Origin of the sequence: Pseudarthrobacter sulfonivorans (assembly GCF_014712225.1) — a bacterium.
Classification (GTDB): Bacteria; Actinomycetota; Actinomycetes; order Actinomycetales; family Micrococcaceae; genus Arthrobacter; species Arthrobacter sulfonivorans.
Map to the genome: position 1 here is coordinate 389,144 of NZ_JACXBW010000002.1, position 26,493 is coordinate 415,636.

Genomic DNA, 26,493 nt, shown 5'->3' on the forward strand with positions numbered 1-26,493 from the left:
AGGCGCCTCTTCCACGGGGTGACAGGCACGTTACAGACGAGGAGCAGGGTGGATTTCCAGCAGATCATCGAGGCCGTGGGCAAATTCATGGACTTGGCCGGGGTATCCGTGATGGTTATCGGCGCTGTTGTGTCCATTCCTATGGCCCTGCGCGGCTACCAGCCGCGAAAGCTGCCACCCGGGACCGAGAAGCTGACTGTGTATCGCGCTTACCGGCAGCTGTTGGGGAGGTCCATCCTGCTGGGCCTTGAGCTCCTGGTGGCCGCCGACATCATCCGCACAGTGGCCGTGACGCCCACCTTCGAGAGCGTCGGGGTGTTGGCGATCATCGTCCTGATCCGTACGTTCCTGAGCTTCTCGCTGGAACTGGAAATCACCGGACGCTGGCCGTGGCAGAAGGAAACCGGGCAGCCGGCGGCCGCTCAGGCCTGAGGCCTCAGGCGTCCGTCCAGCCGCTCCCCTCAGAGAACGTGGCCACGAGGTTTCCCACTCCGGTCTGGACGGAGTTGGACGGGTCAAAGTACAGCCTGCCCTCAGCTGCCCGGCTATGAAGGATGAGCTGCTCCGCCTCGAGTTTGGCTTCGGGCACGGTGGCGCCGATGATCCCGGTCCGGGCCGGCAGTTCCGGGGTGTGGACGATCTCGGCGCCGCTCTCGGACAGGGGGATAGTAGTCCCCGTGTTGATCTCGTCGTGGGGAAAGGCAAACTCGGCGTCGTCGGCGGCGGCAGGGATGGTGTACTCCAGGAAATAGGTCATGGAGCCACCTTTGCAGAAACCAGGCACGCCCGAAAGCCGGGCATTGGTTCCAGCCAAACGCAGGGCGGCCCGAAAGGAACTACTTTCCCAGGCCGGCCTTGCGCAACGCCTCAGCCATAGCCGTGTTCAGCGGCGCCGCTTTTGGCGCTGCGGTCGGCGTTGCCTTCGGTGTTTTCTTCGGCGCAGCGGGCCGTCCGGACGCATTGGCTCCGGCATTGACCCGTTCCTGACGGCGGGCCTCGGGCCGCCCAGCGGTCGGGCGCCCGCCTGAAGGCGACGGCTCGTCGTCGAGCCTTAGCGTCAGGGAAATCCGCTTCCGCTCCGGATCGGCCTCCAGCACTTTTACGCGCACAACCTGCCCCGACTTGACCACCTCGCGCGGGTCCGAGACGAACCGGTTGGCCAGCGCGGACACGTGCACCAGGCCGTCCTGGTGCACTCCCACATCAACAAACGCACCGAACGCGGCGACGTTGGTCACCGTCCCTTCGAGCACCATGCCCGGCTTGAGGTCGGAGATCTTTTCGATGCCTTCCGAGAACGTCGCCGCGGCAAAGGCAGGGCGCGGGTCGCGTCCCGGCTTGTCCAGCTCGGCCAGGATGTCCTGGACGGTGGGCAGGCCAAATGTCCCGTCAACGAAGGCCCGCGGGTCCAGGGACGACGCCGGGGCCGAACCGGCCGCAACCAGGATCTTCCGGGCCACCGCGTACGCCTCGGGGTGCACGCTCGAAGCGTCCAGCGGTTCCGCTCCCCCGGTGATCCGCAGGAAGCCGGCGCATTGCTCGAACGCCTTGGCCCCCAGCCGGGGCACCTTCTTCAGTTCACTGCGCTTGGCGAACGGCCCGTGTTCGTTCCGGTACGCCACAATGTTCTCGCTCAGCAACGGCCCGACGCCGGCCACGCGGCTCAGGAGCGCGGGCGAAGCAGTGTTCACGTCCACGCCCACCGCGTTCACACAGTCTTCCACCACGGCGTCCAGGCTGCGGTCCAGCTTCGACGCCGTGACGTCGTGCTGGTACTGGCCAACGCCGATGGATTTGGGATCAATCTTCACCAGTTCGGCGAGCGGGTCCTGCAGCCGCCGCGCGATGGAAACTGCCCCGCGTAGGGAGACATCCATGCCGGGAAGCTCTGCGGCGGCCAGGGCCGATGCCGAATACACCGACGCCCCTGCCTCGGAAACCACGAGTTTCCGGGGTTTCTTGTCCGCGGCAGGCAGCAGCTTGATCAGTTCCGCGGCAAGCTTGTCGGTCTCGCGGGACGCTGTGCCGTTGCCAATGGCCACCAGCTCAACGTCGTGTTTCCGCGCCAGGGCCGCCAAGGTGGCGAGCGCCTCGTCCCATTTCCGGGCCGGCGCGTGCGGGTACACCGTGTCCGTGGCCACGACTTTGCCGGTGCCGTCCACAACGGCCACCTTCACGCCGGTCCGCAGCCCCGGGTCCAGGCCCAGTGTGGCGCGGTTGCCTGCGGGCGCCGCCAGCAGGACGTCGCGCAGGTTGGCGGCAAACACCCTAACCGCCTCGTCCTCGGCGGCGGTGAACATGCGGCCGCGAAGATCGGAGGTCAGCCTGGCGAGCACCCGCGAGCGCCAGGCAATCTCCGCGGTCTGCATCAACCAGGCGTCAGCGGGACGGCCGCGGTCTGCCACTCCGAGACACCTCGCCACCGCAGCCTCATAGCGCGCACGGGCAGCGGCGAGGGCGGCATCGTTATTCGGATCAGCTTCGGCGAGATCCAGTTCCAGGACGCCGTCCTTCTCGCCACGCAGCAGGGCGAGGACGCGATGCGAGGGCATCCCCGACGGAACCTGGGTGAACTCAAAGTAGTCGGCGAACTTCTGCCCTTCGGACTCCTTGCCCTTCTTCACCCGCGACACCATCCGCCCCTGGCTCCAGAGCCGCTCGCGCAGGTTCGCGGCAAGGTCCGGGTCCTGTGCCGCGCGTTCCACGAGGATGGAACGCGCACCGGCCAGCGCTGTTGCGGCGTCGCCGATGGAGTGGTCGGCGTTCAGATACCTGGCTGCCTCGCGTTCGGGGTCCAGGTCGGGCCGCTTGAGCAGCGCGTCGGCGAGCGGCTCAAGGCCGGCTTCGCGGGCGATCTGCGCCTTGGTGCGCCGCTTCGACTTGAACGGAAGGTAGATGTCCTCCAGCCGGGACTTGGTGTCCGCGGCCATGATCGCAGTCTGCAGCTGCGCGGTCAGCTGGCCCTGCGCGGCGATCGCCTCCAGGACAGTACGACGGCGGTCCTCGAGTTCGCGGAGGTAGCGCAGGCGCTCGTCGAGCTCACGGAGCTGGGTGTCATCGAGCGTCCCGGTGGCTTCCTTGCGGTAGCGGGCGACGAACGGGACGGTGGACCCGCCGTCGAGCAGTTCCACGGCGGCTTTCACCTGCCAGGTCTTCACGCCGAGCTCAGCAGCGATCTGGGCGTGGATGGCGCTGTCCGAGGTGTGGGCGGACGCGGGTGCGGACGGGGCATGCGGAAGTTGGGTGGTCACCACAACATTTTGCCCTACGGGCCCGGCCGCCTCCATCCGGGGCCGGGGGACGCCGCTGGCCGGGTATTCCACTGCGGGCCGCGAAGTGCTGTAGTGGATATGCAGTCACAGGGAATTACTCTCGAGGAAGAGGCCACCATGCGGGAACTGCTCATCGTCTTTCAGGATGGATTCGACGAGGCCAACATCACCGTCATGGTCAACGGCAAGGAGGTCCGTCGCGATATTGGCGTATCAACCAACCCGCTCATCGGCGAAGCGTTCGAAACATCAGTTGAACTGCCGGCCAAAGGTGCACAGGTCGGCGTGGAGGTCACCAACCGCGGCCTGAAGGCCATTGCCAAAGTCAGCGGGAAGCCAAAAAGCCTGCTCGTATCCATCCAGGACGACAAACTTGTGATGCGTGAAGGAACCGGCCGGGAAGCGTTTATGTAAGGACCCTAGAAATAGTCTATTCGCTGGAGTATTCTGGCCGTACCGCTCAGATTTTGCGAGCCTGAGCGGGCAGACTTTTCTCCAAAAAGAGCCAACAAGCCGTCGGATGGCTTTTTGGCGCGGGCGCCCGGGACAGCACACCGAGCAGCCAACGACGGCGGCACCCAATGGTGGGTGCCGCCGTCGTCGTTAATTCAGTGGTCATGACCACTCATTTGCCGCTAGCCCGAGTGCACAGGGTAATCCGTGTAGCCCACCGAGCTGTCTGCGTAGAACGTGGAGGGGTCCGGTTCGTTCAAAGGAAGGTTTTCCTTCCACCGACGTGCGAGGTCCGGGTTGGCGATGGCGGGGCGGCCCACCACCACAGCATCAGCGTGGCCGTCGGCCACCAGAGCGGCCGCTTCCTCGCGGGTGGTCACGGTGCCGAAGCCCGAGTTCACGAGGAACGTGCCGTTGAAGCGCGCCCGGAGATCCTGCACCAACTCACTGGTGGGCTCACGGTGGAGGACGCTGAGGTAGGCGAGATTCAGCGGTGCGATGCTGTCCACCAGAACCTCGTAGGTGGCGCGGACATCTGCAGCGTCTGCTTCAATGGCGCCTTGGACATTGTGCTCGGGTGAGATGCGGATGCCGACGCGCTGGGCGCCCACTGCCGCCGCCACCGCGTTGACCGTCTCGATCACGAAGCGGGCGCGGTTTTCCGGCGACCCGCCGTAGCTGTCCGTGCGGACGTTGGAGCTTGGCGCGAGGAATTCGTGGAGGAGGTAGCCGTTGGCTGAGTGCAGCTCCACGCCGTCGAAGCCGGCGTCGATGGCATTGAGGGAGGCCGTCACGATTTCCTGCATCACCACGGGCAGCTCGTCACCGGTCAAGGCATGCGGCACCGGGAATGGCTTCTTGCCAGACGGGGTGCGGACTTCGCCGTCGATGGCCACGGCGCTCGGAGCCACAATGGTGTGGCCACCGGTGATGTCCTCGTGGGACACCCGCCCGCCGTGCATCACCTGGGCGAACATCCGGCCGCCTTCGGCATGAACGGCGTCGGTCACTTTTTTCCAGCCGGCGATCTGCTGGTCGGTGACAAGTCCGGGCTGGCCCGCGTAGGAACGGCCGGCCGGACTCGGATAGGTGCCCTCGCTGACGATGAGGCCGAGGGACGCGCGCTGACGGTAATGCTCCACGAGCAACGGACCGGGAATACCTTCCTGGCCCGCGCGAAGACGGGTCAGGGGCGCCATCACCAGGCGGTTGGACAGTTCGAGCTCACCAAGAGTCAACGGGGAAAACAGCACAGGCAGTTCCTTTCGCAGTGAATTAGTTCTGCTGTGCCCAACTGGGTAGCGACTGCATCTATTCCGGCCGAGAGGACCGTCACACCGGGCTGCGGGAGTGGCTACTGCGATGACGGTACGCCGGGGCAGCCCTGCCCCCGGGGGTTCACGTTGCAGTCGTCGGCGTAGTTTCGGGTGATGGAACGCCAGACGCTGACGGCTTGCGAGGGCGCGCTGAACTGGCCCTGGCCGGGGATGGGCAGCGGCGGTCCATCGTTCACGGAGTAGGTGCCCTGGAATGAAGTGGTGAGGACCACTTGGAAGTCGCCTGTTTGCGCATACACGTGGCTGGTCCGCGTCTTCTCGCCCCAGCGCTCCTGCGGCAACGGGCCGCCCATCGAAGGCTGGGGGCCGAACACGGTGCCGTCGCCGTAGTTCCAGGTGTACTGGACCGGCGTGGCAACGACATGAACTTTCTGCCCGAACATCGTCACGTCGAACTGCTGCTCCTGTGCGTCTGCATAAAAGTTCGTTTCAGCGCCACGGAGCGTGTGCGGACTCGGCTGCGCGACGAGAGTGCCGGCGTTTATCGGTAGGCTCTCGAACTGCCGCTGGATATCGGCCGCGATTCGCGGCAGGAGGTCTTCAGGCTGGGCATCGTAGAGACAGGTGGGGCCGGAATGGATAGACCACACAGCGCCGGGAACGCCTCTGGGCATGGAATACCAGATGACCGGTATACCTTCTTGGCCGTCCGGACCGTTCGTGCACTCGATCTGCCTCCGAAGGCAGACTGAGTCGAAGTCACCCCCGCCTAGGTGGCATTGGAGCTCGTACTTGTAGTTGTTCGGATCTGACGGCGTCTGGTCCGCGGAACCAGGCCTGAGCTCACCAGTGATTGCGTCCACGATCCAATTGTCCGCGCCCACCGCAAGCCCTTTGTCTTCATATCCAATGACGATGGGCGGCTCCTCAGCGCTCGCATTTGTGGGGAAAATTGCAATAAGGAGCAAGGACATACATAGGGTTGCTATGCGACCAGTCTTGGCGTCCATGGTTACCTGATTAGGCCCAAATCAGACATAATCCAACCCGATGCGCCAAAAGTCGCATCCGTGCGGCTTCCGGTATTCGTGGCCTTGGTGGGATCTTGGTAGAGACTTCCGTCGGGCTTTCTGATTTCAACTGCCTCTTGGAGGACCTGAACTGTAGCGTATGACGGCTTACCGGATACGACTTCAGCGGATACCGCAGGCGTCTCGATCTTCCCTCCCGATATCCAGCGGCCGTCGCTCCATGCGGCCGTCACACCTTCTTTCAGCCCCGCACAAAAGACACAACTCGGTCCGCTTAACTCGCCTAACTTTTGAGTGTCCCCGGTCTCGTAGGCGTAGCTTAGGGTCGCGTACCAGTAAGCAACGAACGCCTCCAGCCCCTCCTTCGTCTCCGTCTTCGCCACCTCCGGAAGGACCGGCACCGGCACGTTCTGGGCACGGCCGCTGGCGGACGCCGGCACGTAGGCCGGAGTGGCAGTCGGGGTTGGCGTGGGAGTGGCGCTTGGCGTTTGAGATACCGCGGGCGAGGTGGTGTCCGTTGCGCCGGGCCCGCCACCGGTGTTACAGCCGGAGAGCGCCAAGGCCACCGCCGCCACCGTCACGACAAGGGCGGCACGCGGATGCTTGGGACTAAAGAAGTTATGCGATGTCATGGGCTGCTAATCCCCCGATAGTTTCAAGACGCCTCGCTCCGAACAATGATCTAAGGGTAGCCCAGGTCACATCGGAGCGATCAAAGTTATCCACAGCCACCAAGCCATGCTTCTACGGCCGCGCGGGACCCAGAAGAACTCACAGCCCCCGGCTGGCCTCAGGGGCGAGAGGGTGGTCAGAACGGAATTTCCCACGCTGAGCCCTAGAATTCTTCTACTGAACGTAGAACAATGGCCTCTATGATGTACACGCACGCCGACGGCCAGCCCGTCCTGGAACTCGACGACGAGCAGTCCTGGAAACTCCTGGAAGCCACCCGGCACGGCCGGCTGGTGGTCTCCGTTGCCGGCGAACCGGACATCTTCCCTGTCAACTACCTCGCTTCGGGCCGGAAGATTTACCTCCGCACGGCGCCGGGGAACAAGCTGGCCCAGCTCACCATCAACTCGAGTGTGCTGCTGGAAGCAGATGGCATCCTCTCGGATGAAGCCTGGTCGGTGGTGCTCAGGGGCACGGCGCGGGTCTTGAGTAACTCAGCGGAGCTCGCTGCCGTCGAAGAGCTGGGCCTGAAGACCTGGGTGCCCACCCTCAAGGATTTCTACGTGGAGGTTGTGCCCACCTCCGTCAGCGGTCGCCATTTCGAGCTGGGCGAACATCCGGAGCGGGAAATCTAGGAGCTCCGAGACTGGAACCATGTCGGACAGGCTGACGCCCGAGCAGCGGAGCTGGAACATGTCCCGCATTCGGGGCAAGAACACCAAGCCGGAGCTGCTGGTGCGCCGCCTTCTGCATGCCAGGGGATACCGGTACCGCCTGCACGGCAAGTCCGGCAGCGTCCGCCTGCCCGGAAACCCGGACCTGGTCTTCGCGGGCCGGCGCAAAGTCATCTTCGTCAACGGCTGCTTCTGGCACTTCCACGACTGCCGGGCGGGGCAGCACGCCCCCAAGGCGAACGCCGCCTTCTGGGAAGCCAAGCGGTCCCGGACCCGGGAGCGCGACGACCAGCAGCGCCGCCAGTTGGAAGCCTCCGGCTGGGAAGTACTCACGGTCTGGGAGTGCGAGCTGAAGGACGGCTCCGCCCTCGAAGCCCAGCTGGTGGCGTTTCTCGGCGCACAGGCACCGTCCGCCTGAACTTGAGCCATTCTTGAGTGTTTGCCCACGCCCGACTTGATCGGCAACGGCAAAAATGAACTCCTACGGCAAACCCGCACTCTCCACAAAAAACCCCCACTTCTTGATCCCGGAAGGCCGCCGGGCAAAGAAGCGATTTACGCTGAAGATGCAATAACGACCCACGCCTCCACCCCAGCTTTCTGGAGTGGGCGACACCCGCGGAAAGGAAAGAAATGGCTCCCTCCGACGATGCCGGGCGCCCCTTGGTGGATCCCTCCGTCCTTGACCGCCTCCGCGTTGAACTCGCTGAGGACGAGGGCTACTGCACCGTTTTTGTGGGCAATTTCATTGACTATTTGCCCGTCCGGATCGGCAAGCTTCGCCTGGCGCTGACCACAGGCGACCTGCCCGGAGCCGTGGACGCTGTCCTCAGCCTCAAAACGTCAAGCCAGATGGTGGGCGCAGAAAGGCTGGCCGGGCTGGCCATAGACCTTGAACGCTCCATCCGCGAGGGCTCACCCCGCAAGGAGCCCTCCGTCGCGCTGCCGCAGCTGGCCGCCGACTACCTCCGGCCCATCAACGTGTGCTGCCGCCAGACGCTAAACCGTCTGGAGTCTCAGCGCTCCGCCGGCGCCAGGCGGTAGCCGACGCCGCGGACCGTCTGCAGCCAGCGCGGACGCTGTGGTGAATCGCCGAGCTTCTTACGGAGATTGCCCATGTGGACCTCAACGGACCGCTCGTCTGCCTCACTGATGTAGCTTCCGACGTCGTAATCCTCGTCACGGAGGCGACGCACCAAATCAGATTTGGTCCGGACAGTCCGTCCCGCCTCGAGCAGGGCGTAGAGCAGTTCAAACTCCGTCCGTGTCAGGTTGAGCTCCTCGCCGTCCACGGTGACGGACCGTGAGGCATACGTCAGGTCGAGGCCGTTGTGGGTGTAATGCCCGGTTCCGGGGTCGCCCGGCTGCTCAAGCGCCGGGGCATCCTCCACCTGGTCAGGACCCGAGCGGGGCCTGCGCATCATCGCCGCAATCCGCGCCCGGAGCTCACGGGGGCGGAACGGCTTGGTGAGGTAGTCATCAGCCCCGGACTCAAGACCGATCAAGGTGTCCAGCTCTTCGGCCCGTGCCGTAAGCATCACGATGTACGCGTCAGAGAATTCACGGATCTGGCGGGAGACCTCAAATCCGTCGATATCCGGCAATCCCAGATCGAGGGTGATGACATCAGGATTCAGCGATCTTGCCGCCAAAACACCTTCAGTTCCGCTGGCGGCAACGCTCACGTCAAACCCAGCCTGGGTCAAGACCGCGCGGACCAGTTCCCGGATATCCTGGTCATCCTCGATGACCAGACCCACTCGTGCTTCATTCATCCCAGCCCCCTCAGCCAGCTTGACAACGTGAGAAGTATAGCCCGCTGCCGATACCCTGTTGGTATGCGTCTCACAACCCCCACACTTCTGGCCGCCGTACATGACTGAGCCGGTAGCGTGGGCGACGGGGCGGCTGCGGTTCTTTCGTCGCCCTTTCCACGAATACCGGCTGACGGACAGGGTGGTCCTGAGCCAAACGCCACTGTTCATCACCACACTCCTGACGGCGTTCCTCATGTGGGCGTTCTTTCCAGGGACCATGGACAACCCGCTGTTCGTCACGTTCCTCGTCTCCCAGTTGGCCATCATGGCGCTGTGTTTCCTGGTGCCATGGGACCGGCTCCCATACACCAGCTTCCTGGTCATCCCCCTCCTGGACTTCGTCTCAATCGGGGTGGGCCGCGAGGGCGGACAGGAGAGCCTGACCGGCATCAGCCTGCTGTCTGTCTTCCCCGTCATCTGGCTTTGCGCTTCGGGCTACTTTCCACGGGCTTCGCTGTGGCTGTCCTTTCTTGCACCGCTGGCCATCATCTGGGTTCCGCTGTTCATCCACGGGGATCTCTCCGGTCCCAGCCTGGCCAAGTCCTTACTCCTGCCCGTCATGATGCTTGGCATCGGCGTATCCGTCAGCGTCCTGACCTTGAGCATGATGCGCCAGCAGCGGACCCTTGAGGAAAAGGACGAGCAACTCCAGGCCAGCCTCCGTGGCACCAAACAGCAGGAGGCCCTGCTCAACTCCGTCCTGGAAACCGTGAACATCGGCGTCCTGGCCGTGGACGCAGAGGGCCACGACATCCTGATGAACCGGAAACAGCGCGCCAACCACGAACTGGCACGCCCCACAGACATCGAGGACCCGAACGAGACGCAGCTGCTGGTCTTCGCCGCGGACCGCACCACATCTGTGCCCCCGGGGGAGCGACCGGTGCGCAGGGCTGTCCTGGGCGAGACCTTCACCGACTACCTCGTCTGGCTGGGAGAGGGGAAGTCGCAGCGGGCAATCACCACCAGCGCCCGTGCCATGAAAGATGCGGACGGCCAGTTCGCCGGCTCGGTCGTTGTGTTCAGCGACGTGACCGACCTGGTGAATGCGCTGGCCGCCAAGGACGAATTCGTCTCCAGCGTGTCCCACGAGTTCCGGACACCCCTGACGTCCATCCTGGGCTACGTGGAAATCCTGCTGGAGGACGAACCCCGCGATGACCAGCTGGAACCGCTGACCATCATCAGGCGCAATTCAGAGCGCCTGCTGACCCTGGTGTCGGATCTTCTCGCCACCAGGAACGGCCAACTGATCGTGACGCCGCACGCTGTGGACGTGGCCGAACTGGTGCGTGCCAGCGTCTCCGCCGCCATGCCCAGGGCTGACGCCGCCCGGGTGGTACTCAAAGCAGACGCACCAGCCCGGCTGGATGCCCACGTGGATGGCCCCCGGATCTCCCAGGTGCTGGACAATCTCGTCTCGAACGCCATCAAGTACTCGCCCGACGGCGGGAACGTGGTGGTGTCCTTGGCGCAGGAAGACGGCCAGGTGGCCTGCCGCGTCAGCGATACCGGGATGGGCATGAGCACCGGGGACCAAGCCGAAGTGTTCGCCAAGTTCTTCCGCACCAGCAGCGTGCGCCGCACGGCCATCCCCGGGGTGGGGCTGGGGCTACCGATCAGCAAGGCCATCGTGGAGGCCCACGGCGGCACCATCGAGGTGGAAAGCAAGCTGGGTCAGGGCACAACGTTTACGTTCCGCGTGCCGGTCTGAGCCGCGCCCATGGGCCCCGGCGGGGCTAGCCGCCGTTCAGGGACGAGTTGCGTACTACCTCGCCCCAGGACTGCCGTGCCAGCTCCGCCACCGCGGCAAGGATGCCCGACGGCGGCAGCGACAGGTCCAGCGGACACTCCACGATGTCAATATCAGTGTTGAGGATCCGCCGCAGCTTCATCTCGCCGGCACCCGCGTACACGAGCCAGGCCGTCGGCACGCCCAGGGCGGTGCAGTGGGCCAGCATCTGATAGTGGTCGACGGTCAGGGACGCGCCGAGATCCGCGGCGGCTTTGTACTTGGCGTTGTAGACCACCACGGGGCGCCCGTCCAGCAAATGCACGGCATCCGGGCTGACCGAGAGCCTGTCAGCATCGTGGACGGCCTCGCTGAGGAGCGCGTTGTACCGCAGCCGCGTCTCCCCCGGATAAACCGCCATGGCCTCGCGGAGCGCCGCGCCCACGAAGTCCTCAAACACCTTCGCCATGTCCACCACGAACGACGCCGTCTGCTGCTTGCCCTCGCCGGCTTCGGCGGACGCGTTCCGGAGGATCAGCCCGGCGAGTCGCAGCACAGAGTGGTAGCGGGCATTCATCCTGCTCGGTGTCCACGGCGGCAACGGAGCGCCGGCCGGAAGGCGGGTGACGGCGTCGAGCTTTCCCTTGAGCTGGCGCAAGCGGCTCAGGACCTCAGGCCGGACCCGGGGGACCTGGCCCATCCGCTCCAAAGCCGCGCGCAGGATCCGGTTTTCGGCAATGTCCTCGGTGAACTCGTCGTACGACACCTCCAGCGGCACCAGCATGCCAGGGCGGCGGGAAATCTGGTCTGAAATCCTGATGCGTCCCTTGACCGTGCGGAGGGACTCATCCACGGTCAGGTAGCCCTGCAGCACCCCGCGGCCCAGCGCACGCTCCGCCAACTGTGCCAGCGACTCCGCCAGTGCACTCCACAGTTCGCGGTCCTCGACGGCGGACACGGAATCGGCCCGGAAGCCCTGGTTTCCGGCGTAGCTGAGCAGGAAAAGCAGCCGGCTCAGGCCCAGCCGGTCCTTGGGCCGGACATCCAGCTGCATGGTGGCCGTGCGGACCGACCCCACCCTGCCCACCGGCTCGATCCGGTAAAGGCCCATGCCCATCGGGGACGCCTTAGCCAGCCCGCTCGAGTTCAGGAACGCGGCACTGGCTGCGTCGAGCCGCTCCACAACGCCGCCGGACAGCTCGTCCAGGACCAGGTGCTTGCTCCCCTTCGCGGGGCCGCCGTGCGCCGGCGCCTGCGCAGGCTTAGCGGGCAGCGGAATGGCCGGCAGCCGCTTGGCCGGCACAGACCCACTCGGGAGCCGCTTAGCCGGCCGCAAGGCGTCCCAGCAGCGGCTCCAGCCCGAACCGCTCCTCCAGCTGCGCCCGGGTCAGCTGGCCGTGGTAGTGCTCTTCCAGCAGCGGCATCAGCTCGTACTTCCAGATCCGGCGTAGCCCGGCAGGGGTCTGCGCGGCCGGCTTCATGAAGTACGACGGGCCGATCATCAGGTCCCGGTCCCACTCGTCAATAGCCGCGTTCAGCGCATCAAGCAGCAGCGCCGGGGTGGTGTCGAGCTGCCGTGCCTGCAGGAAGCGCAGCAGCGAGCCCTTGACCGGTTCGGTCTGCGGGTGCAGCTCGATGAAGGCGAACCGGCGGCGGATGGCGGCATCCATCATGGCGATGGACCGGTCTGCGGTGTTCATGGTGCCGATGATGTACAGGTTGTCCGGCAGGGTGAACGGCTCGTTGGGGCTGTACTGCAGGTAGATCCTGTCGTCGCGGTACTCGAGCAGGAAGTACAGCTCACCGAAGACTTTGGCCAGGTTGGCGCGGTTCATCTCGTCGATGATCAGGAAATAGGGTTTCTTCTCGTTCCCAGGCTTCGCGGCTTCCTCGGCCAGCCGGCGCAGCGGGCCCGCCACAAGCTTGAACGACACCTGGCCCTCATCCGTTTTGTCCGGCCGGTAGCCTTCGAAAAAGTCCTCATACGCGTATGACGGGTGGAACTGCACCAGCTTCACCCGTTCGTCCGTGCTGTCCTGCGCGAGCTCCGCGGCGAGGTGCTTGGCCAGGTAGGTTTTGCCGGTTCCCGGCGGACCGTAAAGAACCAGCTGGCGGTTCTCCTCCAGGAGTTCCGCGATCTCCTGCAGCGGCTCGAGGTCCATGTGGAGCGAATCCGCGAAGGCGCGGTCCAGCGGGCGGAAGCCCTCCGGCACAGGGACGACTTCGACGGCGGCTGTGGCGGGGTCGTCGTCGTCCGGCTCCGCCTCGCCGGGCACGAGCGCCTGCAGCGCCTGCACCACCTTGGTGACGTCCACGATGATCCCCGCAGTGGCCAGCTGGCGCTGCACGTGGCGGGGAAGTTCTGCGGTGGCGTGCCCTTCGTCGTCGAGCCACCGGACCTTCCGCCGCATCTGGCGGTTGTCCTCATTGTGCTCGGGTTCGCCGAGCACCACGCCGAGCCGCACCGTGCCCGAGTTCTGGTACAGGACAAGGTCGCCGGGTTTCATAACCGTCAGGAACGCGAAGACGGCCGTCTTGGTGTCCTCCCGCTCCACGTAGCCCAGGTGCTTGTAGTCCTCGTCCACCGCGTGCTGGACCAGCCCGGCAGTCACGCCGGGGTTGAGGTGGCGGAGGTGTTCGACGTCGAGCGTCACCTTTTCCTCCTCGTGCCAGGAGGTGAGGAGCTCGGCGTTGTCGCTGTGGGTGCGCAGCAGCCAGGCGCGGCGGCCCGGGTCGCCGACCTTGCGCCATTGACTCACCAGCTGGCGGGCGTACCAGTCAATGCGCTGCCCGGCCTGTTCGTCCAGGTGCAGGCGGATGCGGTGGACGTCGGCGGTGATGTCTTCGTCCGAGTCGCCGTTGGCTCCGCCCACCAGGGAAGCGAAGGCATCACGGATTTCCCGGCGTTCAACGTCGGCCACGACCGGTTCAAAGTAGCTGGGCCATGCAAGGTACTCGATGCTGCGCCGGATGGCAGGCTGGTCTTCGGGAACGCCGGCAGCCAGCTCATGGAACTTCAGCGGATCCTTCAGCGCCTTGTTGATGGCCGCCGGAACCTGCTGGTCCACGTGCTGCACGAAGCGGCCGAGCCACTTCAGATGGTCCCAGATGGTCCAGTTGAATTCGGCGGTGCGGTCCCTGATCACGCCGTGGTCCGTCATGCCCTTGTACAGTTCCTCGGGCAGCTCCAGCGCAGGCTCCAGCCAGGACGCTGCTTCCGCCACGCGGGCGCGCTTGACCTTCAGCGACTTCACCTCGTGGGCCAAGGGCAGCGACTGCAGGAAGAGCAGTTCCACGGCGAGCTGTTTCGCCTCGCGGGAGGCTCCCTCAAGGTTTTGCCGGAGGTTGGTCATCATGGGCGCCCTGGCGTCCGCCACTCCCCGTTCCAGGCGTTCCAGCAGCTCTGCCGCGGCGTCGGCCGTCCAGGTCAGGGTGTTGCCGTCCAGGGCCGAGGGCTTGCCCTGCAGGCCCGGACCGAGCACAAACCACGCAGCCTCCTCGATCTCCTTGGAGACGCCGAGGGCGCGGTGCATTGCAGGCTTGGGAGGCGGGGTCATATGTTCAAATTTACAGGCTCAAGCTGGGTGCCTGCTCCTAGGCCCGGTTCCCGCGGATCTTGCCCGGCTGATGTTGACGGGGCGTCCTATGCGCCGGCCCCGGGCCGCTTGCGCCCAAGGATGAAGTATCCCATCGGTCCGATGAAATTGATGAGGGCCGCCGCCCGCCATGCCGCCTTTGGCCCGTTGATTTGGGCTGCCGGGCGCTTGCTGATATCCCGCTGGGCGGCGATCATCAGTGAAACCTGCGCTATCCCCACGACCACGAATCCCGCCCGTGCCGCCGGTGACATTTCTTTCCAGGTCTTCTTGGTTTTCTTGGCCATGGTCAACGCTCCTTAGGTGGATATACACAGTTTCGGGTGTGCAGTGCGTCCGTGCAACGGGTGCCGGTTTTCGGGTGTCGGGTTTGGAAGGGGACAGCTTGTGCGCTGCTCAAAAGGTGAACGGCGCCATCCGTTCCTTCTGCTCGGGTGTCAGACGCAGGACGCGCCCGGAGGCCTCGTCCACAAACGCGAGGTGGCTGCTGGCCCGGACGCAGTCCTCGCGGGTCACCGGGTCCTGCACCACGTAGTGAATGTCGAAGCTGGCGCCCTTCACGGCCCCGATCCACACCTGGACCACGGCCGGGACATTACGGTATTCGAGGGTCTTGACGTACCGGATCTTGTGGTCCACCACGAGCGCGAGTGTTCCCTCGGGGACCTCGTTAAAGAGTGCAACTTCGGGCTCGATGCCGGGCATGCCGGTGCCCCGGGGCGGCCCGAACGCAGCAATCCGGGCTTCCTCCATCATCCGCACAATCTGGACGTTGTTGATGTGCCCGTACGCGTCCATGTCGCCCCAGCGCATGGGCACCAGGACCTCGATGCGCCGGGGCCCGGCGCTGCTTGGAGCCACAGCCGCCGTCCCCCCTGAACCAGCCCGCTCCAGGCCGGTTCCCTGCGCGCTCAGCTGTGTACCGCCGTCGAATCGTCCACAGCCGTTTCTTCAACGTCGGAACCGGCGAACTGCGACATGTACAGGCGGTAGTACGCGCCTTGGGCTGCCAGCAGTGTCTTGTGGTTGCCCTGCTCCACGATCTTGCCGTTCTCCATCACCAGGATGGTGTCAGCATCCCGGATGGTGGAAAGGCGGTGGGCGATCACAAAGCTGGTGCGGTCGGTCCGCAGCGCCGCCATGGCTTTCTGGACGAGCAGTTCGGTGCGCGTGTCCACGGAACTGGTGGCCTCATCCAGGATGAGCAGGGACGGGTTGGCCACAAACGCGCGGGCAATGGTGATGAGTTGCTTCTCACCGGCGCTGACGTTGTTGCCTTCCTCGTCGATGACAGTGTCGTAGCCATCCGGCAGGGCGCGCACAAAGCGGTCCACGAAGGTGGCCTTCGCCGCCGCCATGACCTGTTCCTCGGTGGCGTCCAGGTTGCCGTAGCGGATGTTGTCGTAGATGGATCCGCCGAACAGCCAGGCATCCTGGAGCACCATGCCCACCTTGGACCGCAGCTCGGAGCGGCTCAGCTTGGTGACGTCCACGCCGTCCAGGGTGATGGACCCGGAGTTGAGCTCGTAGAAGCGCATCACCAGGTTGACCAGGGTGGTCTTGCCCGCGCCGGTGGGGCCGACGATCGCCACGGTGTGCCCGGGCTCGGCCGTGAAGGACAGGTTTTCGATCAGGGGCTTGTCCTCGGTGTAGCTGAACGTGACGTCCTGGAACTCCACGTGGCCGTCGGTTTTGGCCGGCAGGTGCTCGGTGGCGGTCTCGGGGTCCTGTTCGTCGGCGTCGAGGAATTCGAAGACCCGCTCGGAGGAGGCCACGCCGGACTGCAGCATGTTGGCCATGCCGGCCATCTGCCCCAGCGGCTGGGTGAACTCGCGCGAGTACTGGATGAACGCGGTGGCGTCGCCCAACGACATCGAGCCCGACGCCACCCGGAGCCCGCCCACCACGGCGATGCCCACATAGCTGAGGTAGGAGACGAACTGCATGACCGGGAAGATCATGCCGGAGACGAACTGGGCTCCGAAGCTGGCCTTGTAAAGCGCCTCGTTCCGTTCTTCGAAGCGCTCCAGCATGTCAGCGTCACGGCCGAAGACCCGCACCAGATCGTGCCCGGAGAAGGATTCCTCGATCTGGCCGTTCAGCTCACCCGTGTTCTTCCACTGGGCGGCGAAGAGCTTCTGGCTGCGCGAGCCAATGAGTCCGGCCGCCACACCCGAAAGCGGAAGTGCAATCAGCGCGATCAGGGCGAGCTGCCAGGACACGATGAACATCATGATGACAATGCCGATAACCGTCAGGACCGAGCTGATCAGCTGCGCGAAGGCCTGCTGCAGCGCCTGCTGGACGTTATCGACGTCGTTCGTCACGCGGGAGAGCACGTCGCCGCGCTGGCGGGTGTCGAAGTAGTTCAGCGGAAGCCGGTTCAGCTTCTTTTCGGTGTCGTCGCGGAGCCTGCGGATCACCTTCATGACGATGCGGTTCAGCACGTAGCCCTGCAGCCAGAGGAAGATGTTGGCCACGAAGTACATGAGCAGCACGATGGCGATCAGGACGGACAGTTTCTGGAAGTTGATCCCGGTGCCGGGAACAAGCTCCATCCGGGACACCATGTCCGCGAAGTTTTCCTGGCCCTGCTGCCGCAGCCCTTCAACGAACTGTTCTTTGCTCGCCCCGGCGGGCAGTTGTTTGCCCACCACGCCGCCGAAGATCACGTCCATGGCCTGGCCCAGGATCTTCGGGGCGATGACGTTCAAAACCACCGAGACCACAACCAGGCCCACCACAGCGTAGATGCCCATGGCTTCAGGCTTTAGGAGCCCCATCAGGCGCTTGGCTGACGGCCAGAAGTGTTCTGCCTTTTTGGCAGGCATTCCGCCGAACATGTCGCCGTCGGCCTCGGAGGGCTTGAATTCCTCCTCGAAGAACTCGTCGTCCTCCAGGGCCTCCTCCGGCGTTGCCGCGGTGCCCGGGCTTACCTCCGCGCCCTGTTTCCCGGCCTGTGTCGAGTCTTTCTTGGCGGCGCTCATGCCATTTCCTCCACGCTCAGCTGGGATTCAACAATTTCCTGGTAGGTGGGCGAGGTTTCCAGGAGTTCCTCGTGCGTTCCGCGGTCAACGATCCGGCCGTTGTCCAGGACCAGGATCTGGTCCGCCTCGGTGATGGTGGAGATCCGCTGGGCCACGATGATCACCGTGGCATCGGCCGTGGTCCGCTTCAGCGCGGCGCGGAGCCGTGCATCGGTGGCCACGTCCAGTGCCGAGAAGGAGTCATCAAAGAGGTACACCTTGGGCTTGGTGACCAGGGCGCGGGCAATGCACAGCCGCTGCCGCTGGCCGCCGGAGACGTTGGTGCCGCCCTGCGCGATGCGGGAGTTCAGGCCGTTTTTCTTCTCCCGGACGAAGTCCTCGCCTTGGGCGATGTGCAGCGCGTCCCACAGTTCCTGGTCCGTGGCTTCGGTCTTGCCAAAGCGCAGGTTGTGCTCGATGGTGCCCGAGAAAAGGTAGGGGCGCTGCGGGACCAGGGCAACGCGTTTGGTGATCTCGGCCCGGTCCAGGTTGCTGACGGAGACGCCGTCCAGCAGGACCTCGCCCTCGGCAATGTCGTATAGGCGCGGCAGCAGGGACAGCAGCGAGGTCTTGCCTGCACCGGTGGAACCGATGATGGCCACGGTCTCCCCCGGCTTGGCGGTGAAGCTGATGTTGCTCAGCACCGGCGACTCGGCGCCGGGGTAGGCAAAGCTGACGTTCCGGTACTCCACGACGCCTGCGAGGGTGGCGGGTGTTTCGGGACGTTCCGGATCGTGGATGGAGGGTTCGACGTCGAGCACTTCACCGATGCGGTCCGCGCAGACCGAGGCGCGCGGGATCATCATGGCCATAAACGTGCCCATCATGACGGCCATCAGGATTTGCAGCAGGTACTGCAGGAACGCGGTCAGGGAGCCCACCTGCATGTCGCCGGAATCCACACGCTGGCCGCCAAACCACAGCACGGCGGCCGTGGAAAGGTGCAGGATCATGCCGATGGCCGGGAACATCAGGACAAACAGGGCCCCGATCTTCAGGGAAACGTCGGTCAGGTCCTTGTTGGCGACACCAAACCGATCGGTCTCGTAGGGTTCGCGGACAAAGGCACGGACCACCCTGATGCCGATGATCTGCTCCCGCAGGACGGCGTTGATGCGGTCGATCTTCTTCTGCATGGCGCGGAAGAGCGGCATCAGCCGGACCACCAGGTAGCCCACCACCACAACCAGCACGGGCACGGACACCCAGACCAGCCAGGACAGGCTGAGGTCCTCGCGGAGCGCCATGATAATGCCGCCGACGCACATGATGGGGGTAGCCACCATGAAGTTCAGGCCCATCAGCACCAGCATCTGAACCTGCTGGACGTCGTTCGTGCCGCGGGTGATGAGGGTGGGGGCGCCGAACGTGTTCACGTCCTTCGCGGAGAAACTGGTGACCTTGCGGAACACCCCGCGGCGGAGGTCGCGCCCCACGGCCATGGCCGTCTTGGAGCCGAAGTAGACCCCGGCGATGGCCGCGCCCACCTGGACCAGTGCCACGAGGAGCATCACGGCTCCGGTCCGCCATATGAAGTCGGTGTCACCGCGGGAAACGCCTTCATCGATGATCTGGGCGTTGAGGCTGGGCAGGTAGAGCGCTGCGATGGTGGACGCCAGCTGGAAGAAAATAACGGCCACGATGTACGGCGTATACGGCTTGGAATAGCGCCGTATCAGGGTCAGGAGCATGCCCACGGGTCCTTAAGGGAGAGAGCGCGAAATGGTGAGATAAGTAGTAGCAGCAGAGGCTGACATTCTTAGCCTACCTACTCTACGAAATCCGTTGCCCGGGCGAAATACGCCCGGCCAAAATCATCCCTAGGGGGTACGCCGAAGGTGATCAGTCCATCGCGGATCAGTGCGCCGCGTTGGTGAGTTCCGGCGTCGCGCGTTCAGCGTCTGCGTCCGGCTGCGAATCCGGCCGGGTGTCCGGCTGGATGTCCACGGTGCGCCGCAGCGGCCGTTCCTTGATGAACAGGACCGAGATCAGGGCCACCACGGCCACTCCGGCTGCGATCAGGAAAACCTCGGCGGTGGCGTCGCCATAAGCGGCGCGCATGATCTCGCGGACGGGTGCGGGCAGGTCAACAAGGTCCATGGAGGCCCCGGCCGAACCGCCGGTCACAGGGATGCCGGCCGCGGCCAGGCCCTGCGTGGCGAGCTGGGTGACGCGGTTGCTGAGCACGGCACCAAGCACCGCGACGCCGATCGCCCCGCCCACTGAGCGGAAGAATGCCACGGACGCGCTGGCCGTGCCGATGTCCGAAGCGCGGACGGTGTTCTGGACGGCCAGCACCAGGTTCTGCATCAGCATGCCCAGGCCGACGCCGAGGATGGCCGTGAAGATCCCGGCCTGCCAGAGCTCGGTGGTGTGGTCCATGGTGCCGGCGAGTCCCAGGCCGCCGATCAGCAGTATGGAGCCGCCGATCAGGTAGCCCTTCCACTTGCCGGTGCGGCTGATCAGCAGGCCGGAGACAACCGAGCCCGTCAGGTTCCCGGCGATCATGGGAAGGGTCAGGAGCCCGGCCTCGGTGGGGGTGGCGCCGCGGGCTACCTGGAAGTACTGGCCCAGGAAGGTGGTGGAACCGAACATCGCGATGCCCACCGCCACGGAGGCGAGGATGGCCAGCGCCGTGGTGCGTTCGGAGATGATCTTCAGCGGAATGATGGGCTGCTCCACCTTGGATTCCACGAGCACCAGCAGGGCGAGCAGCACCACGCCGCCGCCCACCATGGCGGCCGACTGCCAGGAAACCCAGTCGTAGTAGGCCGGGTTGCCGGCGAAGGAAACCCAGATCAGGAGCAGGCTGACGCCGGAGGTCAGCAGGATGGAGCCGAGCCAGTCGATCTTGGCGGGGCGCCTGACGTGCTGGATCTTCAGCGTGACTTGGAGCAGGATGAGGGCGACGACGGCAAGCGGCACGCAGACGAAGAAGGTCCAGCGCCAGCCCAGCGGGCTGTCCACGATGAATCCGCCGAGCAGCGGGCCGCCGGCAGTTCCGACAGCCATCACGCCGCCCATGTAGCCGGAGTACTTGCCGCGGTCACGGGGCGGGATCATGGTGCCGATGATGGCCTGCGCCAGTGCGGTAAGTCCGCCCATGGCCACGCCCTGGATGACGCGTGCAGTGAGCAGCAGCGGGATCGTCTCAGAGAGTCCGGCCATCACCGAACCGGCCACGAAGATAACGATGCTCAGCTGGACCAGGATCTTCTTGTTGAAGAGGTCGGCCAGCTTGCCCCAGATGGGGGTGGTGACGGCGTTGGCCAGCAGCGCGGCGGTGATGACCCAGGCGAAGTCGGTCTGCGTGCCGTGCAGGTCGGACATGATGGTGGGCAGGGCGTTCGCCACGATGGTGCTGCTGAGGATGGCGGTGAAAAACGCCGCCAGGAGACCGGTGAGGGCTTCCATGATCTGGCGGTGGGTCATCGCCAAGGGTGGTGCGGCGGGTGGTTGGCTGGACATCTCAGTGCTCCTAGAGTGCGGGGATGGTGATGGGTCCGGCCGCCGTTGCCCGGGCTGATTGTTTGAGGGAATCGGAGAGCCGGGTCAGGACCCGGGCCGTGTCTTCGGCGTCCCCCTGGCTCCAGTCACTGAGGTAGCCCTGCAGGGTGGCCGTGCGGTGCTCCTCGATCTGCCGGAGCTTCGCCGTGCCGGCCGGTGACAGGGCAACCAGCTGGGCACGCCCGTCGGCAGGATCCTGCCGGCGGATGACGTAGCCCTGCTCCTCGAGGTCCGCGATATGGCGGCTGAGGACGGGAGCCGATACGCCGAGGCGCTCCGCGAGGTGGGTGGCACGGGACTCGCCCTCCCCCACAAACCTGAGCACGCCCTGCAGCGCCACACCGGTGTCCTGCCCGCTGAAGCTGGCCGCAGCCACGCAGCGGACCACGCGTTGAAGGTCGAAAATGCGGTAGACCAGATCCGCTGCGGTGTCCGGCGAGACTGCCATGATGAATACTCTCCTCAGTTGTTTGCCTCAAGCAACTATATAGCTAAATGGTTGCTTTGGGAAACTAAAGAGATGCGTGAGGCCCCCGGTCCTTCCGGACAGGGGGCCTCACGGGTTGTGCCGCGCTACGGCGGAGCGCATTTTTGGGTGTGCGCCCGGGCTAACCGTCCAGATGGGTGGGAGCGAACATTTTCAGGAGGGTTTCGACGACGACGACGTTCGGCCCGTCTGCCGCGAAGCCCGCCTTGAGCGCGTCCCCCACGCCCTCCGGGGCGACGCGCGTGGCCGGTATGCCGAACGCTTCGGCGAGCTTGACGAAGTCCGGGCGGGCGAGTTCGGTGGCGGTTGCCTTGCCGAAGGCGCCGACCATGTATTCGCGCAGGATGCCGTAGCCGCCGTCGTCCACAATGAGCCAGGTGACAGGGATGTTGTGCTGTTTGGCGGTGGCGAGTTCGGAGATGGAGTACATGGCCGATCCATCCCCGGAGACGGCGAGTACCCGGCCGGGCCTGCCGACTGTTTCCAGGCCGACGGCGCCGCCGATGGCTGCCGGGAAGCCGTAGCCAAGGCCGCCGGCGCCTTGGGCTGAGTGGAACTGGCCCTCCCGGGCGTCCCAGCAGCTCCAGCCCCAGTACGCGGCGATGGTCATGTCCCAGAAGGTCTGCATGTCCGCCGGGACTGCCTCGCGGATGTCGGCCATGAACTTCAGTTCCCTCGCCAGGTCCTGTGATTCCAGCCGGGCCTTGACCTTGGCGAGGGATTCCTTGACCAGCACCTCGGGGGTGACGCCGTGCCAGCTGCGGGTAGTTTCGGCGGCGCCTTCTTCGACCGAAGCCGTCAGGGCTTCGTCGAGTGCGGCGAGCCCCTGGCCGGCGTCAGCACGGATGCCGAGGCCCGGGCGGTTGGACTCGAGCACCCGCGGTTCGGCGTCGATCTGGATGATCCGGCCGCGGGGCTCGAAGGTGAAGTAATTGGAGGTGACCTCGCCCAGGGAGGAGCCGACCACGATCAGGACGTCCGCATCCTCCAGGACGTCGGTCATGTACCGGTCCTCGATCCAGGACTGCATCGACAGCTCGTGGTTCCAGGGGAACGCGCCGTTGCCGCCGGGGGTGCAGATCACCGGCGCACGGAGCTTCTCGGCAATCGAGAGCAGGGACTTCTCGGCCCGGCCACGGCGCGTACCGCCGCCGGCGATGATGGCGGGACGTTCCGCCGTCGACAACCACCTCACCGCCTCCCGGATCAGTTCCACGCGCGGCGGGTTGTCCGCCGCCCCGGCGAGCGCGTCCTCCACCGGCGGGACCATGATGGGATCCAGCAGCACGTTCTGCGGGATTTCCAGCCACACCGGACCCTGCGGCGAGGAGATGGCCTCAGTCCAGGCATCCTGGATGGCCGACGGGATGCCGGATGCGTGCTGGATCAGGCGCTGGCTCTTGGTGACGTTTGCAGCCGAGGCCTTCTGGTCATCGAGCTGGTGCAGCATGCCCTTGCGCCGGGCGCCCAAACCCTCGAGGGGGATCTGGCTGGCCACCACCACCATGGGCACGCCGGTTGCGTAGGCCTCCTGCAGCCCCGCGAGGGATGTGAGCGCGCCCGGCCCGGTGGACAGGAACAGCACACCCACCTCCCCTGTGGCTCGGGCGTAGCCGTCAGCCGCGAAGGCGCTGTTGTTCTCCACCCGGGAGGACACAAAATGCAGGTTGCCGCGGCCCATGGCGTCGAACAGGCCCAGCGCGTGCTGACCCGGGATGCCGAAGACCGTCTTGGCGCCGAGCGCTTCAAGGGTCTCGACGACGAGGTCCCCGCCGTTGCGCTGGCTGGTTCCCTTCGTAGGGGCTGCTGTGCCTGGATCGAAATCGATCATTCTCATGCCTCCTTGGTGGCGGCGAAGCCGGCGGGCTGGCGTACCTGTTGGCCAAGCGCCTGGGCGGCGTAGCCGGTTGCTGTACCGAAGCGGTCGCCTTCCACTGCATTGTCCGCCATCAGCGTGACCAGTTCATAGGCCACGTGGCTGGCCGCCACGCCGGTGATCTCCGCGTGGTCATAGGCCGGAGCCACTTCAACAATGTCCGCGCCTACCAGGTTCATGCCGCGGAAGCCCCGGATGATTTCCAGGAGTTCGCGGCTGGTGATGCCGCCGGCTTCCGGGGTTCCGGTGCCGGGCGCGTGGGCGGGATCCAGGACGTCGATGTCCACGGAGATGTACAGCGGGCGGTTGCCGATGCGGTCGCGGACCTTGGCGACTGTCTCCAGGACGCCCTGGTAGTAGACGTCGGCGGAGGTGACAATGCCGAACCCGAAGCGGTGGTCGTCGTCGAGGTCCTTCTTGCCGTAGAGCGGACCGCGGGTGCCGATGTGGCTGATGGCCTCGGTGTCCAGGATGCCTTCCTCAACCGCCCGGCGGAACGGGGTGCCGTGGGTGTACTCGGCCCCAAAATAGGTGTCCCAGGTGTCCAGGTGCGCGTCAAAGTGCAGCATGGCGACGGGGCCGCCGGCACGCTCGGCCGCCGCCCGGAGCAGGGGCAGCGCGATGGTGTGGTCACCGCCGAGGGTCACCAGCTTGCTGCCGGTGACCGTGAGATCCAGGGCGTTCTGCTGGATGGTTTCGATGGCCTCGTTGATGTTGAACGGGTTGACGGCCATATCCCCGGCGTCGGCCACCTGGATGTTTTCGAACGGGCTGACGTCCCAGGCCGGGTTGTACGGGCGGAGCAGGCGGCTGGCCTCCCGGACGTGGTTCGCGCCGAACCTGGCGCCGGGCCGGTACGAAACGCCGGAGTCGAAGGGCACGCCCACCACCGTCACGTCGGCCCTGCCCACCTGGTCCAGGCGCGGCAGGCGGGCGTAGGTGGCGGCTCCGGCGTAACGCGGGATGCGGGCAGAATCGATGGGGCCAAGGTTGCCGTTGGCTTCGATGCGCAGCTCTTTCACGGTGAGCCTCTCCTTCGAGGATTTGATCGGCAGGTGTGACAGCCATCATAGCCCGAAGTTTTCTTATGCGCATCAATTGTTTACAACGCCCTTGGGTCGCGCCCGTTCCTGCCGATCGTCCCGGCACGTTCGCCCGTCTTCGGCCTGGCTGCGTCCCTTCCAGCCCAGTTACCTCCGAACCTCCCGGCCTCCTGCCGCCTGCAACCCCGGAATCCCGCGGATTTCCCTGGCCTGGGTGCCGGTCACGCGCCGAGCAGCTGGGCGGGAACGCACGGCCCGGCCGGTCCCGCGCTGTCCACATACGGCCTGTCCTGCCTTCCGGCCAGCGCAGGGCCAGCCTGCAATGGCCTGATGGACATCTTCGAATACCTCAAGCAGGCCGGCGGCGTTGCCCGCACCACCCAACTCCTCAGCGCCGGTTACTCCCGGCGGGATATCGGGCGGCTGACTACCCTCGGTGCGACGCAGCTACGGCGGGGAGTTTTCCTCGCACCGGACTGCGATCCGGACCTCGCCGCCGCAATCCGGCACAACGGACGGCTGACGTGCGCCAGCGCAGCCTCCCGGTACGGACTGTGGCTCCGGAATCCCCCGCCCCGCCTGCACCTGGCGTGCAATCACGGCCACGGCAGGGGCTTCATCCGGCACCGGACCCTCCGCTTCGATGGCCACCAAGACCTACCGATAGCTGCCGTGGAAGACGTAACCCTGCATGCGCTCGGATGCCTTGCGCCGCCGTCATCCACTGCCTTGGCGACGTCGGCGATCCGACTACACGGCGTCCACTTGGAGCTACTCAAGGACCAACTTCGGGGAGACCGGTCGGCTCCGGTCCGGCGGGCGCTGCAAGATCTGGACCTGCGCGCGGAGTCCATTGTGGAAGTCGATGCGCAGCACCTTTTCCGGACCAACGGCATCGATTTCGACGCCCAGGTGTTCCTGCCGGGAATCGGACGGGTGGATTTCCTGCTTGCCGGGTTCCTGATCGTGGAAATCGACGGGTTCGCTTTCCATTCACAGCGTGCGGACATGCTCCGGGACCGCGACCGGAACAACACCTCAACGGTCCAGGGGTTTGCCGTCCTGCGCTACATGCCGGAGCACATCTGGTTCAACCCGGACCATGTATTGGGAGAAATCCGGGCCGTTCTGGCCGGCGGGACGGGACAAGGGACAGCAACGCGTGCGTTCCAGCCCAGTTAGTCCGTCCCCGCAGCCCGAACCGAGCACCCCGCCCGCGCCAGCCCGCTCCTACCCGGGCCGCGACCTCGGAAGGCGGGCAACAAACCGGGCAGGAACGCACGCCGGCCGCGGAAAGAAGCCGCGGGACACAAGCAGCTACCGGCTGGCGGCAGGAACCAGCGTCCAGAGGACCTCGACAGGCTCGTCGGTGGGATTGACCCAGGTGTGCGGCTCGCGCCCCGGGAAGGTCACGGTGTCGCCGGTGCTGAGCTCGTATTCCTCGTTGGTCAGGATGAGCCGGATCCGGCCCTTGATGACGTGGAGGACATCCACGTCGCAGTCCACGGCATACAGTTCGGCTTCGCCCCGTCCGCGCGGCTCAATAACAGCCTGGATGATCTGGATCCGGCGTTCTGACCGCGCCGTCAGGAGCCGCTCCACAATCCCTTCGCCGCCAAGGGAGATCCGGGGCCCTTCATTACGCTTGGTGAGGTGGGTTTCGGGCGCAGCAAACAGGTCGCCGATGGAGATGGACAGAACCTGGCACAGAGTCACCAGCGATGCCACGGACGGGGACGTGAGATCCCGTTCCACGCGGCTGAGGAAACCCTTGGTCAACCCGGTGGCGTCGGCAACCTGTTCGATGGTCAGCCGCTGGGACTGCCGGGCGGCCCGGATTCTGGACCCGATGGCCACCGGAATATTGCTCGGCTCTACTGGCAGTGCCTTCATGTGCGGACCTTTCATGGCCGGCGGTCCGGCCCCATCTCTGGAGCAATCCTAATAGCCAGCACTGCCCACAACGCGGCGCCGACTTCGGACAAGGGCCAAGATGGCGCCGCCGGCCTTGACTGTTACGTCGGTCACAA

The 26,493-nt window shown here is 65.4% G+C and carries 24 protein-coding genes; 7 read left to right on the forward strand and 17 right to left on the reverse strand.

Going from position 1 to position 26,493, the window contains the following annotated elements:
• Positions 1–48 precede the first annotated feature (48 nt).
• Positions 49–432, forward strand: coding sequence for a DUF1622 domain-containing protein (locus IAQ70_RS04130; RefSeq protein WP_190988044.1), 384 nt, complete (start codon positions 49–51; stop codon positions 430–432).
• 4 nt (positions 433–436) lie between these two features.
• On the opposite strand, the gene IAQ70_RS04135 is transcribed toward IAQ70_RS04130, so the two are convergent.
• Together IAQ70_RS04135 and IAQ70_RS04140 are read right to left on the reverse strand one after the other, a co-directional pair.
• Positions 437–757 carry a hypothetical protein gene (locus tag IAQ70_RS04135; RefSeq protein WP_190988045.1) on the reverse strand — a complete coding sequence of 107 codons (321 nt, stop codon included), beginning with the start codon at positions 755–757 and terminating at the stop codon, positions 437–439.
• A gap of 79 nt (positions 758–836) precedes the next feature.
• Positions 837–3,287: a Tex family protein gene (locus tag IAQ70_RS04140; RefSeq protein WP_190988099.1), complete on the reverse strand. Its 2,451-nt coding sequence runs from the start codon at positions 3,285–3,287 to the stop codon at positions 837–839.
• A gap of 102 nt (positions 3,288–3,389) precedes the next feature.
• Between IAQ70_RS04140 and IAQ70_RS04145 the strand changes: the two genes are divergently transcribed.
• Entirely contained in the window at positions 3,390–3,686 is a 297-nt protein-coding gene (locus IAQ70_RS04145) for a hypothetical protein (protein WP_190988100.1), read from the forward strand.
• Positions 3,687–3,907: 221 nt separating this feature from the next.
• Here IAQ70_RS04145 and IAQ70_RS04150 read toward each other — a convergent pair whose 3' ends face one another.
• The 3 genes from IAQ70_RS04150 to IAQ70_RS04160 all read right to left on the reverse strand — a co-directional run bounded on the left by IAQ70_RS04150 (position 3,908) and on the right by IAQ70_RS04160 (position 6,665).
• A complete protein-coding gene (locus IAQ70_RS04150; RefSeq protein WP_190988046.1) occupies positions 3,908–4,978 on the reverse strand; it encodes an alkene reductase in 1,071 nt (356 codons plus the stop codon).
• 101 nt (positions 4,979–5,079) lie between these two features.
• A complete protein-coding gene (locus IAQ70_RS22640) occupies positions 5,080–5,865 on the reverse strand; it encodes a PKD domain-containing protein (RefSeq protein WP_317983571.1) in 786 nt (261 codons plus the stop codon).
• A 149-nt stretch (positions 5,866–6,014) separates the two neighbouring features.
• Entirely contained in the window at positions 6,015–6,665 is a 651-nt protein-coding gene (locus IAQ70_RS04160; protein WP_190988047.1) for a DUF6318 family protein, read from the reverse strand.
• 240 nt (positions 6,666–6,905) lie between these two features.
• Here IAQ70_RS04160 and IAQ70_RS04165 point away from each other — a divergent pair, with 240 nt between their 5' ends.
• The 3 genes from IAQ70_RS04165 (at position 6,906) to IAQ70_RS04175 (ending at position 8,423) form a co-directional block, all read left to right on the forward strand.
• A complete protein-coding gene (locus IAQ70_RS04165) occupies positions 6,906–7,340 on the forward strand; it encodes a pyridoxamine 5'-phosphate oxidase family protein (RefSeq protein WP_190988048.1) in 435 nt (144 codons plus the stop codon).
• Between the two features lie 19 nt (positions 7,341–7,359).
• Complete coding sequence (locus tag IAQ70_RS04170) at positions 7,360–7,797, forward strand: very short patch repair endonuclease (protein ID WP_190988049.1); 438 nt, start codon at positions 7,360–7,362, stop codon at positions 7,795–7,797.
• Positions 7,798–8,012: 215 nt separating this feature from the next.
• The gene (locus IAQ70_RS04175) at positions 8,013–8,423 is read left to right on the forward strand and encodes an Hpt domain-containing protein (RefSeq protein ID WP_190988050.1); all 411 of its coding nucleotides are present in this window, start codon (positions 8,013–8,015) and stop codon (positions 8,421–8,423) included.
• Here the strand turns inward: IAQ70_RS04175 and IAQ70_RS04180 are convergent.
• Positions 8,396–9,154, reverse strand: a complete 759-nt coding sequence (locus IAQ70_RS04180) for a response regulator transcription factor (protein WP_190988051.1) — start codon at positions 9,152–9,154, stop codon at positions 8,396–8,398. The genes IAQ70_RS04175 and IAQ70_RS04180 overlap by 28 nt on opposite strands.
• A gap of 100 nt (positions 9,155–9,254) precedes the next feature.
• Between IAQ70_RS04180 and IAQ70_RS04185 the strand changes: the two genes are divergently transcribed.
• Complete coding sequence (locus IAQ70_RS04185; protein WP_190988052.1) at positions 9,255–10,910, forward strand: sensor histidine kinase; 1,656 nt, start codon at positions 9,255–9,257, stop codon at positions 10,908–10,910.
• Between the two features lie 25 nt (positions 10,911–10,935).
• On the opposite strand, the gene IAQ70_RS04190 is transcribed toward IAQ70_RS04185, so the two are convergent.
• From IAQ70_RS04190 to speB, 10 genes are all read right to left on the reverse strand, one after another.
• Positions 10,936–12,201, reverse strand: a complete 1,266-nt coding sequence (locus tag IAQ70_RS04190; protein WP_190988102.1) for a 5-methylcytosine restriction system specificity protein McrC — start codon at positions 12,199–12,201, stop codon at positions 10,936–10,938.
• Positions 12,202–12,250: 49 nt separating this feature from the next.
• A complete protein-coding gene (locus IAQ70_RS04195) occupies positions 12,251–14,485 on the reverse strand; it encodes an McrB family protein (RefSeq protein ID WP_190988053.1) in 2,235 nt (744 codons plus the stop codon).
• Between the two features lie 86 nt (positions 14,486–14,571).
• On the reverse strand, positions 14,572–14,811 hold the full coding sequence (locus IAQ70_RS04200; RefSeq protein ID WP_190988054.1) for a hypothetical protein: 240 nt from the start codon (positions 14,809–14,811) through the stop codon (positions 14,572–14,574).
• Positions 14,812–14,920: 109 nt separating this feature from the next.
• The gene (locus tag IAQ70_RS04205; protein ID WP_190988103.1) at positions 14,921–15,337 is read right to left on the reverse strand and encodes an acyl-CoA thioesterase; all 417 of its coding nucleotides are present in this window, start codon (positions 15,335–15,337) and stop codon (positions 14,921–14,923) included.
• A gap of 98 nt (positions 15,338–15,435) precedes the next feature.
• The gene (locus IAQ70_RS04210; protein ID WP_407682556.1) at positions 15,436–17,511 is read right to left on the reverse strand and encodes an ABC transporter ATP-binding protein; all 2,076 of its coding nucleotides are present in this window, start codon (positions 17,509–17,511) and stop codon (positions 15,436–15,438) included.
• Entirely contained in the window at positions 17,508–19,241 is a 1,734-nt protein-coding gene (locus IAQ70_RS04215) for an ABC transporter ATP-binding protein (protein WP_190988105.1), read from the reverse strand. Before IAQ70_RS04215 ends, IAQ70_RS04210 begins: the two co-directional genes overlap by 4 nt.
• Before the next feature lie 166 nt (positions 19,242–19,407).
• Complete coding sequence (locus IAQ70_RS04220) at positions 19,408–21,018, reverse strand: MFS transporter (protein ID WP_190988055.1); 1,611 nt, start codon at positions 21,016–21,018, stop codon at positions 19,408–19,410.
• Between the two features lie 10 nt (positions 21,019–21,028).
• Positions 21,029–21,505, reverse strand: a complete 477-nt coding sequence (locus tag IAQ70_RS04225) for a MarR family winged helix-turn-helix transcriptional regulator (protein ID WP_190988056.1) — start codon at positions 21,503–21,505, stop codon at positions 21,029–21,031.
• Between the two features lie 160 nt (positions 21,506–21,665).
• A complete protein-coding gene (locus tag IAQ70_RS04230; protein ID WP_190988106.1) occupies positions 21,666–23,375 on the reverse strand; it encodes a thiamine pyrophosphate-binding protein in 1,710 nt (569 codons plus the stop codon).
• A 2-nt stretch (positions 23,376–23,377) separates the two neighbouring features.
• Complete coding sequence (speB, locus tag IAQ70_RS04235; RefSeq protein WP_190988057.1) at positions 23,378–24,442, reverse strand: agmatinase; 1,065 nt, start codon at positions 24,440–24,442, stop codon at positions 23,378–23,380.
• Positions 24,443–24,793: 351 nt separating this feature from the next.
• On the opposite strand from speB, the gene IAQ70_RS04240 reads away from it, so the two are divergent.
• Positions 24,794–25,645 (forward strand): DUF559 domain-containing protein, encoded by an 852-nt coding sequence (locus IAQ70_RS04240; RefSeq protein WP_190988058.1) that lies wholly within the window; start codon positions 24,794–24,796, stop codon positions 25,643–25,645.
• A 135-nt stretch (positions 25,646–25,780) separates the two neighbouring features.
• Here IAQ70_RS04240 and IAQ70_RS04245 read toward each other — a convergent pair whose 3' ends face one another.
• Positions 25,781–26,356: a helix-turn-helix domain-containing protein gene (locus IAQ70_RS04245; RefSeq protein ID WP_190988059.1), complete on the reverse strand. Its 576-nt coding sequence runs from the start codon at positions 26,354–26,356 to the stop codon at positions 25,781–25,783.
• Positions 26,357–26,493 lie beyond the last annotated feature (137 nt).

Excerpts from the sequence above, each read along its gene's own strand:
- IAQ70_RS04135 (WP_190988045.1), bottom strand. The coding sequence starts at position 757 with ATGACCTATTTCCTGGAGTACACCATCCCTGCCGCCGCCGACGACGCC.
- IAQ70_RS04140 (WP_190988099.1), bottom strand. The coding sequence starts at position 3,287 with ATGGAGGCGGCCGGGCCCGTAGGGCAAAATGTTGTGGTGACCACCCAA.
- IAQ70_RS04145 (WP_190988100.1), top strand. The coding sequence starts at position 3,390 with ATGCGGGAACTGCTCATCGTCTTTCAGGATGGATTCGACGAGGCCAAC.
- IAQ70_RS04160 (WP_190988047.1), bottom strand. The coding sequence starts at position 6,665 with ATGACATCGCATAACTTCTTTAGTCCCAAGCATCCGCGTGCCGCCCTT.
- IAQ70_RS04165 (WP_190988048.1), top strand. The coding sequence starts at position 6,906 with ATGATGTACACGCACGCCGACGGCCAGCCCGTCCTGGAACTCGACGAC.
- IAQ70_RS04170 (WP_190988049.1), top strand. The coding sequence starts at position 7,360 with ATGTCGGACAGGCTGACGCCCGAGCAGCGGAGCTGGAACATGTCCCGC.
- IAQ70_RS04175 (WP_190988050.1), top strand. The coding sequence starts at position 8,013 with ATGGCTCCCTCCGACGATGCCGGGCGCCCCTTGGTGGATCCCTCCGTC.
- IAQ70_RS04180 (WP_190988051.1), bottom strand. The coding sequence starts at position 9,154 with ATGAATGAAGCACGAGTGGGTCTGGTCATCGAGGATGACCAGGATATC.
- IAQ70_RS04185 (WP_190988052.1), top strand. The coding sequence starts at position 9,255 with ATGACTGAGCCGGTAGCGTGGGCGACGGGGCGGCTGCGGTTCTTTCGT.
- IAQ70_RS04195 (WP_190988053.1), bottom strand. The coding sequence starts at position 14,485 with ATGACCCCGCCTCCCAAGCCTGCAATGCACCGCGCCCTCGGCGTCTCC.
- IAQ70_RS04200 (WP_190988054.1), bottom strand. The coding sequence starts at position 14,811 with ATGGCCAAGAAAACCAAGAAGACCTGGAAAGAAATGTCACCGGCGGCA.
- IAQ70_RS04205 (WP_190988103.1), bottom strand. The coding sequence starts at position 15,337 with ATGCGCTGGGGCGACATGGACGCGTACGGGCACATCAACAACGTCCAG.
- IAQ70_RS04210 (WP_407682556.1), bottom strand. The coding sequence starts at position 17,511 with ATGAGCGCCGCCAAGAAAGACTCGACACAGGCCGGGAAACAGGGCGCG.
- IAQ70_RS04215 (WP_190988105.1), bottom strand. The coding sequence starts at position 19,241 with ATGCTCCTGACCCTGATACGGCGCTATTCCAAGCCGTATACGCCGTAC.
- IAQ70_RS04220 (WP_190988055.1), bottom strand. The coding sequence starts at position 21,018 with ATGTCCAGCCAACCACCCGCCGCACCACCCTTGGCGATGACCCACCGC.
- IAQ70_RS04225 (WP_190988056.1), bottom strand. The coding sequence starts at position 21,505 with ATGGCAGTCTCGCCGGACACCGCAGCGGATCTGGTCTACCGCATTTTC.
- IAQ70_RS04230 (WP_190988106.1), bottom strand. The coding sequence starts at position 23,375 with ATGATCGATTTCGATCCAGGCACAGCAGCCCCTACGAAGGGAACCAGC.
- IAQ70_RS04240 (WP_190988058.1), top strand. The coding sequence starts at position 24,794 with ATGGACATCTTCGAATACCTCAAGCAGGCCGGCGGCGTTGCCCGCACC.
- IAQ70_RS04245 (WP_190988059.1), bottom strand. The coding sequence starts at position 26,356 with ATGAAGGCACTGCCAGTAGAGCCGAGCAATATTCCGGTGGCCATCGGG.